This window comes from Methanobrevibacter sp., from assembly GCF_045116495.1.
GTDB lineage: Archaea > Methanobacteriota > Methanobacteria > Methanobacteriales > Methanobacteriaceae > Methanocatella.
Genome location: NZ_JBGULU010000199.1, coordinates 1 through 10,636, shown reverse-complemented (window position 1 = coordinate 10,636; position 10,636 = coordinate 1). Strand labels below are relative to the sequence as shown.

Genomic DNA, 10,636 nt, shown 5'->3' with positions numbered 1-10,636 from the left:
ATATAATAGAAAATTGGATATATAAGGAGGCAATTTATAATGAAAATTACAGTTGCAGGCGTAGGATATGTAGGACTTTCCCTTGCTGTCCTACTAGCTCAAAAACATGAGGTTACTGCTATTACAACAACAGAATCAAAAGCAGAAAAATTAAATCAGTTCATTAGCCCAATACAAGATGATGAAATAGAAAGATTTTTTAAAGAAACCCGTGAGGGGAAAAGGGAACTTAATCTCCATACAACTACCAATAAGGAAGCTGCATATAAAAATGCTGAGCTTGTCATCATAGCAACACCAACAAATTATGACGATGTAAATAATTTCTTTGACACATCAGCTGTTGAGGACGCTATAGAATGGACTCTTAAAGTTAATCCAAACGTTCTTATGGTCATCAAGTCAACAATACCTGTCGGATATACAGAATCCGTGCGTGAAAAGTATGGAATAAAGAACATCATATTCAGTCCAGAATTCCTACGTGAGTCAAAAGCGCTTTATGACAATCTTCATCCAAGCCGCATAGTTGTCGGATGCGATGAAGATCAAAAAGAAGAAGGTGAAATGTTTGCAGACCTCCTCCTGGAAGGTGCAAGAGAAGAAGAAAAAAGGACAGGATGTCCTGAACAGGACATTCCAATATTATTGACGCATTTAACAGAAGCCGAGGCAATCAAGCTTTTTGCTAATACTTACCTTGCCGTAAGAGTGAGCTACTTTAATGAACTTGATACCTATGCTCAGACCAAAGGCCTCGATACACAGATGATTATCGATGGAGTGTGCATGGATCCTCGTATTGGAGGACATTATAATAACCCGTCATTCGGATATGGAGGATACTGCCTACCTAAAGATACAAAACAGTTGCTTGCAAATTACAAAGATGTTCCTCAGACCATGATAGAAGCTGTCGTTAATTCCAATTCTGTGCGTAAGAATTTTATCGCTGACGAAATCATTTCAAGAAATCCTAAAACAGTCGGAGTTTACAGGCTTACCATGAAGAGCAACAGTGACAATTTCCGTGCATCAGCAATACAAGGCGTCATGAAGAGAATAAAAGCAGAGGGAATTCCAATAATTATCTATGAACCTACATTAGAAGATGGAAGCGAATTCTACAGATCAGAAGTAGTGAACGATATCAATCGTTTCAAGAATGAAAGTGATGTTATTCTCGCAAATCGTTTTGATTCTGATATTCTTGGCGACGTTGCCGATAAGGTATATACAAGAGACATCTTCAGAAGAGACTGATAAAAAAGTGATTTGAAACTGAAGAATCACTTCTTATTTTTTTATTTAATTTTTTAAAATTAGATTTGTGTGAGTTAAAAAACAAAATCAATACCCTGAAATTAAAAATACCTCTTTTTAATATAAACCCAACACAATATAAAAAAAATAAATATTACAATTCATAAAATATTTATCAAATAAGTTATATTCCTTTGATAATTCGTTTAATAACATAGGTACATATTATTATTTATCTGATAACAAGATACATTAAACTCTTTTACTTCCCCTCTTGAGAAGACAGATGCAAATGTCCTATTGATTAATGTTTTTGCATTTGGAAACTTTGATGATGGATTTATATTACATTGAAAACAAATAATAAAATGAGATTAAAATGAAAAAAATAATTAAAATTTTACTTGCAATATTAATTTTACTTATTATTCTTGCAGGAATAGCTACCTTTACAAATCAAGGAAAACATCATAGCATTGGAAATATAGAGGAATGCGGGACATTAATTGGAAATAATTCCAATGGAACCGTTTACAAAATAACCTGCGGCAATGCTTTATCCAGCGATACTGCAATAGTAATACTGGGAGTCCATAGCCTTGAAGGAGGCATTCATAATGCTACATATGATGCATTAATGAATTTTACCCAGGACAACAGCCTTAATAAAAAGTTTATCGTATACTTCATTAAACTTAATTTCAAGGACAGCGGAATGAATACCAGTGATTATAATACCAACAGACACATGGGCGAACTGTTAGCCAATGAATTTGTTGTTCCAGATATTGAGAATTATAATCCTTATGTTATCGCAGATGTTCATGAAATGGAAGACTATTGGGATTTGCAGAGATATGTTGGCGTTGTCGATAATAAATCAAGCATGACAATGAATTACGCCAATAAGGTAGGTGCCGATTTAAGTTATCCCGTATATACTATCAAAACAGGCACTTCGCCTGAATGGGTATCAATACCTCTTGCAAAAAAGAATCATAATGTATTCGTATTTGAAACCGCTCAAAATGACACCCAATACAACAAAACACTGACTGCAAGAGACCTAGTCCGAGCTATTGATGCTTTGCCTGCCTATTGAAATCAAATAGAGAAATAGTATCCATAGTCATTCACAGAAGCTTTCATGAAAATACATAAGTTTTTAAAGGAATCTTTTCAACACAATTATCCAAAACTAAAAAAATTTAAAAACCGCAACTAAAAATTTAATGTGGGCCATCCTTGAATTGATTCATATTACAGCCAATGTATTTTCTTCTATTTCTTTTTCAAATTTTTTGAAGAGATGCATTATGAAAACTTCATATGCTATTGTCATAATCACCTGTGCAATCAATATTCCAATTAAAACTGAAGACCCATAAGGAATTATGAAATCAAGTATGGATATGAGTGCTATTTGGAGAAAAATAAATATAACAGTGAATACCAAGTTGTAATAACTTTTACCAAATGCATCTATTATTTTATAGTCCATGACCAAGAAAACACGAGTGAGTATAATGAATGTACCGAATATTGCAATATATTTGACTCCAGATTCCATGCCCCATATTGAAAATGAATAGTAGATTGGGTCCCTAAATATTATGAACACAATGTAAATGACCATCATTGTTGCTGTTGAAACCTTTAAAACATACAAATAAAATTCCTTAAGTTCTTTAATTTTTCTAGAACCGAACAATTGGGCTGAAACACACATTAATCCCCTGCCATATCCCTTAAGTGGAGTAATCAATATATCCTGGATTTTAATGGATGTGGAATAAAGCAGTACTCCTATTTGGCCAAGGTCCCTAATTAACACTCCGTTTATGAAAACAGAAATTGTACAGAATAGGGAATCTATAATGAAATTTGGAAATGCCACATTGGTTATCTCATAAAACACATGCCTGTTTAATTTAGAAAATCTGAAATGAATGGGCACTTTTGTTCTTTTTGAAGCATATAAATAGATGAATATCATTGTAGTGATAAGAGAGGATATTATTGTTGAATATGCTGCACCGCCAACTCCTAAATTGAAGTAAAATATTAAAATAGGGTCCAATACCAAGTTCAGGATATTGCCTAAAATTATTATTATTGTAGGTCTTTTTGAATCCCCTTCAGATTGCAATGTTTCAGAAAAGAAATTGGGTAGAATGAAAAATATTGAAAATAAGAATGTAGGCACCAAATATCTTAAAGTCAAATCAATTGATTTATTCAAACCTGCAAAGATTAGCAAATCATCTAAAAACGGTACGCAGAGCATAATAAAAAACCAGACAATGACACAAATAATTATTCCGTGAAATATTGCCCTATATGCATTTTCATAGTCCCTTGCACCGATTGAACGTGACATCAGAGAATTAGTCCCCTGTCCAATTGAATCACCCATAGCACAGATTAAGGTAAATAGAGGTAATGAAACGCTCACGGCATAAAATGACTGGGCATCTAATTTAGAAACCCAATATAAGTCTATAAGACCATATACTGCACTAAAAAGAACAAAGCACAATATAGGTATTGCTAGTTTCCAAAATGATTTTTTCGGAGATGACACCAAATCAATACTCAAATTGTTGCCTTCATTCATAGTTAAAGATATTTATTCAAGTGATATATAAATAAATTCAATGAATGAAAACTCATCCATAGACATAATATATAATATGAATAAATACTTAACCATACATGGGGTGATTATATGGGATTGTTGGATAAGTTAAAACCAGATTACAGACATTCCAACCCTGAAGTTAGATTAAAAGGAATCAATAAATTACATGATGATGCTATATTGCTTGATTTGTGTCTGAATGATAAAGATAAAGAGGTGCGATTGGCTGCTTTTAGAAAAATAAGTTTTTCAGGATACTTTCCCCTAATCGTATCCCGAAGTCATGACATAGAAATTCGAAAAGAGGCATCTGAAAGAATCGCCAATGAGGATGATTAATCTGATACTACATTAAATCGAATGTTATCTGATGAAATATTCAAAATTCGAATTGTAATTCAGCAAATAATATTTCATTACTCTTCCATTTCATATAGTAGTTCTCTTTTTTCAATATACTTAACTATTTTAGGAGTATATTTCTTTAGTATAGGGATTTTGTTCATATACTGACTAAAAAAGTTTATATCCCGTTTTGTTAAAACTTTTAACCTTATTAATGATACAATATAGATTGCACTACCAATTATAATTCCTATGATTAACCCAATTAATGTTTTAGGAATTACATAACAAACTACCATTAAAATTAAATTGCAAATTAACACCAGCAATATATTTTTCCAGGGAATTGATATTTTGGTAGTCTTAATTACCAATAGCATTATAACAATCATTAATATCCCTGTGGTTATTGTTGTAGCAATGGCCGCACCTATAATGCCCATTAGCTTAACAAAAAACGCATTCAATGCAATATTTACTACAGTACCCAAAAGCAGTATATACATCGGCAATCTAGGATTTCCGGTACCCTGAAGTATGCTGCTACTAATCATATATATGCTATAAAAAGACATTCCTATCACTAAGATACTTAAAACTCCCGAACCCGGAGTATAAACTTCTCCAAACAGTAACTGAATAACAGGCACGCTAAACATGCTTATAAGCACACACATTGGAATAACTGTAAGAATGCAATATCTTAAACAGTCAACAACATATTCCTGCAATAATTTTTGATTTCTTAAAGCATAAGCTTCTGCTGTTGCAGGAAGCAATACTGTTGAAATTGAAAGTGAAATAACTAAGGGAATTCTTGAAATAGGATCAGCAGCATTATAAAACCCTACGTCCGCAGATAACATTAAAACACCTATAACCAATGTACCAACATCATAAATCGCCATTTCAGATAATGCAGTAATAGCTACAGGTACTGCAAAACAAATTAACATCCATAATAATTTTAATTCTTCCTTAAAACTTAAATTTAAAGAATCTTCTGAATAGAACATTGGACTAATATATTTTTTATATAATAACACTGCAGTTATAGCCGAAACTATGAAACCAAATGCTCCTCCCAATACTGCTCCCATAGCATATAATCCGCAATAAACAAATACAACAGCAAAAACAATTGTTGCTAACTGTTCGGCCATCCTATTATATACAGTATATTCATTTTTATAAACACCTTGAAATGCCCCCCTCATAGCTCCTACAATTACACTAAAAGGAGTTATCAGGCTAACAGCTCTTAATGGCCATACAACCAGCGGTTTATGAAATATTTCGTTTGCAATAAAATCTGATGAAAATAATAAGATAATGCTCAATAATATTGCCATTAAAACCATGAACTTGGTTGCGGTATAAATAACTTGTCGGGTCAATGCTTTTTCATCTTTTGCATTATATTCTGCAACATATTTTGATATTGCAGGAGGTAATCCGCCAGCAGATAAAATTTGAAATATTCCCTGAAATGGTAAAGTCAATCCATATAACCCATATCCTTCAGGCCCGAGCATTCTGCTCATTAATAGTCTGTTAATGTAACCTCCTACTCTATAAAGTAAGTTACCAATTATTAAAATGAAACTATTCTTAAGTACCTTATTAGACATGTTCTTTCACTTAATTGAATATATATTAAAATAAAATGTTTATATAACTTTATAAAAATATAATTATATATTTAGTATTTATTTTAGGCTAATTAACTATTTTATGGTAGATGACTATGGATTATAAAAAATATGATATTTTTTCACCAATGGTATTTGTTCTATTGGTCATTATTTATTTAATATTTGCAGAAATAGCCTTTTATTATCATTTAAATAAGTTAATTGGTGTTAATATTTACACTATTGGAGTAATATTCTTAGGAATCATATTTTATATCATAGGCCTTGTATTATCAAATTATTTTCTCAAGAATAAAGAAATTAATGTGAATACTGAAAAAATAAATAAAATTTTCTCGCAACGTTTAGTTTTATCATTGGTAATAATTGGAATATTGCTTCAAATAGTAAATTTAATCTACTTGGGAGGAATTCCCTTATTTAGCGGCCATCTTAAAGCACGTGCTGCAACAAGGATATGGTTATTAAGTTATTTAATCTTTTTGCCATCAATTAATATTCTAATAGCAAAATACGATAACAAAAAATATTATTTATTGTTTATATTAGGTTTATTATTGTTTGTATCTACCGGTTATAGAACAACTGCAATGGCTATTGTAATAAGCGTATTGATAACATCATATTATACAAAGGATTTGCCATGGAAATATTTGATATTATCCATAATTGCCATATTTATATTGCTGGTGGTAGTGGGATATATTGCAGTCAAATCAATTGAATGGCAAGCCTGGAGAACAACTCCAATTGAACTATTATTTTATAGGGCAGGATATACTTTACAGGTCTTGGACCATGCAGTATTTCTACAGGGCAGCACTCACGGTCAATTATTATATAATACATTGATGGGATTTTTCAAATCTTCAGATCCGAGGGTGATTGTTGGCTCAACAACATTAGGATATGCACATTCAACAACTTCGACAATTTTTGGACCTGCACTGCTGGATTTTGGATTATATGCCGTGCCATTGCAAATGATAATCTTAGGATTTATAATAAATTTAATTTATAAAGTGCAGATCAATGCCAAGAATATTTTCATTGGATTGTATGCAATATTGTTGGCTCATTTAATAATATGGATAGAAACCGGACCTACTGATTTGGTCGTACTTTTATTCTATTTAATTTCAATAATCATATTGATTTATACAGTCAATATAAAAAAGGTGGGCAATAAATGAATATAGCTATTGTAGCGGAAACAGCTCCTGCAAAAGCCTTTATCCCTATCATTGAAAAAATCGATGCGGATATTTTATCTTTAACTCATAGTGAAGGGGCAATGGAATTATTGGGCCCTTACAGTAATGAAATTTTTTCAATAGGTGAAGGTCGACGGAACACAACAAAGAAAAGAAGCAATTTTACAATCGCCAGACTGGTTTTAAAAGATACTATCCGCACATATAATGCTTTAAAAAAACATCCTGTTGATTTAACATTAACATGTGGAAATGCAGGAGATGTGCGTAAAGGAATCGCAGCATCAAAAAAATTAAATATACCCAAACTTCACATAGAACAGGATATTTATAACCCAATAGAAATGATAGCCTATGCAGATTTGATTACTGTTCCAAATAAGGTAGCTATGAAACAATTAAAAGACATGTACGATATTACAAATACTGTAAATATAAAAGGATATCCTCTGGCAGAATATGTAAGCAGAGTTCCAATATCAGAGCCTGAGAAAATATATGAACAGTATCAGCATGATGATTTTTATGTTCTTTTTTTAGGTGGAGATACAAGAGCTTCAGATATTCCTGAAATAATTAAAGAAGTGGAAAAAATTGATAAAACAATCTTTGTCATTCCATTCAGGTTTGAAACATCTGCCATAACCCCTCATATCACTAAAAACAATATTTTTGTTGTTGAGGGTTATGTGGATTTAATTAGTTTGATGAATGCTTCACAAGGAGTAATTTATTGTGCCGGAATGGGAGTTACAATTGAAGTTGGCGCTTTAGGCGTTCCGGCAGTGAAAATTTTGGGTTTCCATACCCAACATGCAAGTAATGATTTGGCTCAAGATTTAGGAATAAACGTTGCTTCTGCACATGATATAACTTATGCCATTTCTAGGATGAAAAAACCTCAAGGCAAACGCTTAATTAAAAATGGTTGTAAAGCAAGTCTTAAAGTAGCCGAATTAACTACAAGTATGGATTCATTTGACCAGAATTGTGGTGGTCTAAGTAGTTTAAGGAAAATCTGGAACCATAGAAAACAGTATCGATGAGATACTCTAATTATCTTTTTTTAGTTTTAATTTATTAATGCTTCAGATTAAAGTTAACTGATTAAAATCATCATAGTATCATGGGCTTTTTTTGCGCCTCTTTAAAATATGGATTATATAATCATAGGGAATTATAAATAATAAAATACGTTAATCGAAACCCGCTTCAATAAAAGAGAACCTTAATAAAATCATTCCCCTGCCTTGAAAAAATGTTTTTAGAAAAATATCAAAAATATTATAATGTTCACTAAACATGATTAAAATTAGGAATACATATAACTATTCTGTAAAAATTTCGATAAAAAATCAATTTCAAAGGAGACAACTATGTTAAACAGAAAAACAGTTATAGCAATGATGATTCTGGCATCGCTTTTTGCAGTATCTGCAGTCAGTGCGCAGAATGATACTGGCACACATTATGGATACTGCATTTTGGCAGAGGACATGGACAAAGTTGATTTCAATAACCTGGCAAAGCATGGAGTGACTGATCTGTTTTTGGATTACCGATGCATGGACACACACGACAAGGTTCAGGTTGAAAAATGGATTGCAGATGCAAAGAGCAAAGGAATTTCAGTGCACATGCTAGCGCAGATTTTCAATGATGACGAAAAATGGTACAATCCAACCAACCAAAGTTTCGTCGATGCTAAAATCAAGGAACTAAAAGATTATGCTAGCTTTAAAGGCATTGCAGGAATACATATGAATTACATGAGATATGAAGGAGCAAAATCAGCTGAAAATGACAAATACACTCAGGCGATTTCAGATTTCGCAGTGAATGCAACAGGAGCGCTTAGAAAAGCGAACCCTAATTTGATCATATCTTCTGATGTCATGCCCGAATACGACCAGCTGAAGGAGAAATACTGCACCGACTATGACATAATCAGCAAAAACTTTGATTTTGTAGTTCCGCTTACCTACTTCGGAAACAACAATGAAAATGACACATTCATAGTAGACACCGTTGCATGTCTTGCAGACCATTCAAAGGGAGCCAAAGTGTGGGCAAATGTGCAGACTTTTGACAATGCAACTCAGACTCCAATTAGCCTAAATGAGATGAACTCCAAAATCCAAAACATTTCAGAGGCCAATCCCGACGGAATATTTCTTTTCAGATACGGGCTGAGCGAAGACATTAACTTCAACAATCTGTAATAATCAAACTTTGAGGTGCATTCACGAAATGCACTTCAAAAATATTAAAAAAAAGTCTGTATTATGTCATCACTATCAAAATAACGGATGAAATAATTATGAAAAATTAATCTTCATCACTTGTGGACTTATCAAGCTGTTCAGTTGATGAACGGAGAGATATCTTTTCCAAAACGGATGAACCGTAATAAGGTAAAATTACCAAACCTATAATTGTAGCCATCCAGAATGAAATCAATCTTTCAATCAAGGTTACAGGTCCTGCAAGTGAAAGTGAAATACCTGCTTTTGAATAAAAACCAATCATAACACCATCAACAGCCCCAAGACCGCCCGGAAGAAGTGGAATCATACCGACAAGAGAAGCAATAATGAATACCTCACCGATGACAATCACATTCAAAGATGCTCCAAATGCCAAAAATACAATATATACCCTTAAAATCTCAAAAATCCAAATCAAAAATGACAAAGGAACAGTATAATACAAAAGCTTCCTGTTTAAAATCAGAACAGACATGGTTTTCTGAAAACCGAAGATATTGTCATGAATCTTTTTTTCCAGATCTTCAGAACTTTTTTTATAGAATCTGCTAACGATTCTGAAAATGAATTTTTCAAGGCGATTTCCAAAACTCTGATTTATACATAAATAGATAAGAATTCCCAAAACCACAAGAATACCTATTACGGACAATACCAAAACAACAACCAGCCAGGTGGGAATCTCAAAGTACAAAAGCATCGCCACAATGGTTATTGCTGCAAGAACAATGAATGGAAATGTATCCAAAACCCTATCGGCCACAACACCTGCAAAAGTATCTTTCAAATCATAACCCTCTTCCTTAGATAAAATATAAGCCCTGACAGGTTCTCCACCTCCACGACCTGAAGGAGTGATATTGTTAACCGCAAGTCCTACCATCATCATAGGAAACAGACTTCTGAAGCTGACCTTGATATTTACCGCATCATTGACCAGTTTCCAGCGCAGAGTGTATAAAAAATAAGTGAATATCTGGATTCCAATAGCCAAAGCTATTAAACCTAAGTTAGCTTTTTTTAAAGCATCTATAACATTTTCAATTCCGATGAAATGGAACATTACTATTAAAATTAAAAAACTAACAATGATGAAAATAGCTGACCTTTTATCCATATTAATAAGTTATCCGATATTTCTATAAATAATTTCGTATTATTAATCTTTTAAAAACCAGTCAAATAAATTGTATATTTTTTTTAATTGTTTTATATAGTAAAAAGTAGGGCATCGAAAAATCATGTATTTAC

At 32.5% G+C, this 10,636-nt stretch carries 9 protein-coding genes; 6 read left to right on the top strand and 3 right to left on the bottom strand.

Translation table 11 applies throughout. The features are described 5' to 3' along the window. Window positions 1-39: 39 nt before the first annotated feature. Both ACJMLH_RS10500 and ACJMLH_RS10495 read left to right on the top strand, forming a co-directional pair. Window positions 40-1,263 carry a nucleotide sugar dehydrogenase gene (locus ACJMLH_RS10500; protein ID WP_405277454.1) on the top strand — a complete coding sequence of 408 codons (1,224 nt, stop codon included), beginning with the start codon at window positions 40-42 and terminating at the stop codon, window positions 1,261-1,263. A gap of 379 nt (window positions 1,264-1,642) precedes the next feature. Next, window positions 1,643-2,365, top strand: coding sequence for a hypothetical protein (locus ACJMLH_RS10495; RefSeq protein WP_405277452.1), 723 nt, complete (start codon window positions 1,643-1,645; stop codon window positions 2,363-2,365). A gap of 153 nt (window positions 2,366-2,518) precedes the next feature. Here ACJMLH_RS10495 and ACJMLH_RS10490 read toward each other — a convergent pair whose 3' ends face one another. Continuing rightward, a complete protein-coding gene (locus ACJMLH_RS10490) occupies window positions 2,519-3,847 on the bottom strand; it encodes an MATE family efflux transporter (protein ID WP_405277450.1) in 1,329 nt (442 codons plus the stop codon). A gap of 144 nt (window positions 3,848-3,991) precedes the next feature. Between ACJMLH_RS10490 and ACJMLH_RS10485 the strand changes: the two genes are divergently transcribed. Next, a complete protein-coding gene (locus tag ACJMLH_RS10485) occupies window positions 3,992-4,243 on the top strand; it encodes a hypothetical protein (RefSeq protein WP_405277448.1) in 252 nt (83 codons plus the stop codon). Window positions 4,244-4,320: 77 nt separating this feature from the next. Here ACJMLH_RS10485 and ACJMLH_RS10480 read toward each other — a convergent pair whose 3' ends face one another. Next, window positions 4,321-5,880 carry a flippase gene (locus tag ACJMLH_RS10480; protein WP_405277446.1) on the bottom strand — a complete coding sequence of 520 codons (1,560 nt, stop codon included), beginning with the start codon at window positions 5,878-5,880 and terminating at the stop codon, window positions 4,321-4,323. A gap of 116 nt (window positions 5,881-5,996) precedes the next feature. On the opposite strand from ACJMLH_RS10480, the gene ACJMLH_RS10475 reads away from it, so the two are divergent. The 3 genes from ACJMLH_RS10475 to ACJMLH_RS10465 all read left to right on the top strand — a co-directional run bounded on the left by ACJMLH_RS10475 (window position 5,997) and on the right by ACJMLH_RS10465 (window position 9,340). Further along, the gene (locus ACJMLH_RS10475; protein WP_405277444.1) at window positions 5,997-7,097 is read left to right on the top strand and encodes an oligosaccharide repeat unit polymerase family protein; all 1,101 of its coding nucleotides are present in this window, start codon (window positions 5,997-5,999) and stop codon (window positions 7,095-7,097) included. Next, on the top strand, window positions 7,094-8,164 hold the full coding sequence (locus ACJMLH_RS10470; RefSeq protein ID WP_405277442.1) for a hypothetical protein: 1,071 nt from the start codon (window positions 7,094-7,096) through the stop codon (window positions 8,162-8,164). The genes ACJMLH_RS10475 and ACJMLH_RS10470 overlap by 4 nt, the downstream gene beginning before the upstream one ends. Window positions 8,165-8,494: 330 nt before the next feature. Beyond that, on the top strand, window positions 8,495-9,340 hold the full coding sequence (locus ACJMLH_RS10465; protein ID WP_405277440.1) for a hypothetical protein: 846 nt from the start codon (window positions 8,495-8,497) through the stop codon (window positions 9,338-9,340). Between the two features lie 106 nt (window positions 9,341-9,446). Here ACJMLH_RS10465 and ACJMLH_RS10460 read toward each other — a convergent pair whose 3' ends face one another. Continuing rightward, entirely contained in the window at window positions 9,447-10,502 is a 1,056-nt protein-coding gene (locus ACJMLH_RS10460) for a UPF0104 family protein (RefSeq protein WP_405277438.1), read from the bottom strand. Window positions 10,503-10,636: the final 134 nt, after the last annotated feature.

Excerpts from the sequence above, each read along its gene's own strand:
- ACJMLH_RS10495 (WP_405277452.1), top strand. The coding sequence starts at position 1,643 with ATGAAAAAAATAATTAAAATTTTACTTGCAATATTAATTTTACTTATT.
- ACJMLH_RS10465 (WP_405277440.1), top strand. The coding sequence starts at position 8,495 with ATGTTAAACAGAAAAACAGTTATAGCAATGATGATTCTGGCATCGCTT.
- ACJMLH_RS10485 (WP_405277448.1), top strand. The coding sequence starts at position 3,992 with ATGGGATTGTTGGATAAGTTAAAACCAGATTACAGACATTCCAACCCT.
- ACJMLH_RS10470 (WP_405277442.1), top strand. The coding sequence starts at position 7,094 with ATGAATATAGCTATTGTAGCGGAAACAGCTCCTGCAAAAGCCTTTATC.
- ACJMLH_RS10460 (WP_405277438.1), bottom strand. The coding sequence starts at position 10,502 with ATGGATAAAAGGTCAGCTATTTTCATCATTGTTAGTTTTTTAATTTTA.
- ACJMLH_RS10500 (WP_405277454.1), top strand. The coding sequence starts at position 40 with ATGAAAATTACAGTTGCAGGCGTAGGATATGTAGGACTTTCCCTTGCT.
- ACJMLH_RS10480 (WP_405277446.1), bottom strand. The coding sequence starts at position 5,880 with ATGTCTAATAAGGTACTTAAGAATAGTTTCATTTTAATAATTGGTAAC.
- ACJMLH_RS10475 (WP_405277444.1), top strand. The coding sequence starts at position 5,997 with ATGGATTATAAAAAATATGATATTTTTTCACCAATGGTATTTGTTCTA.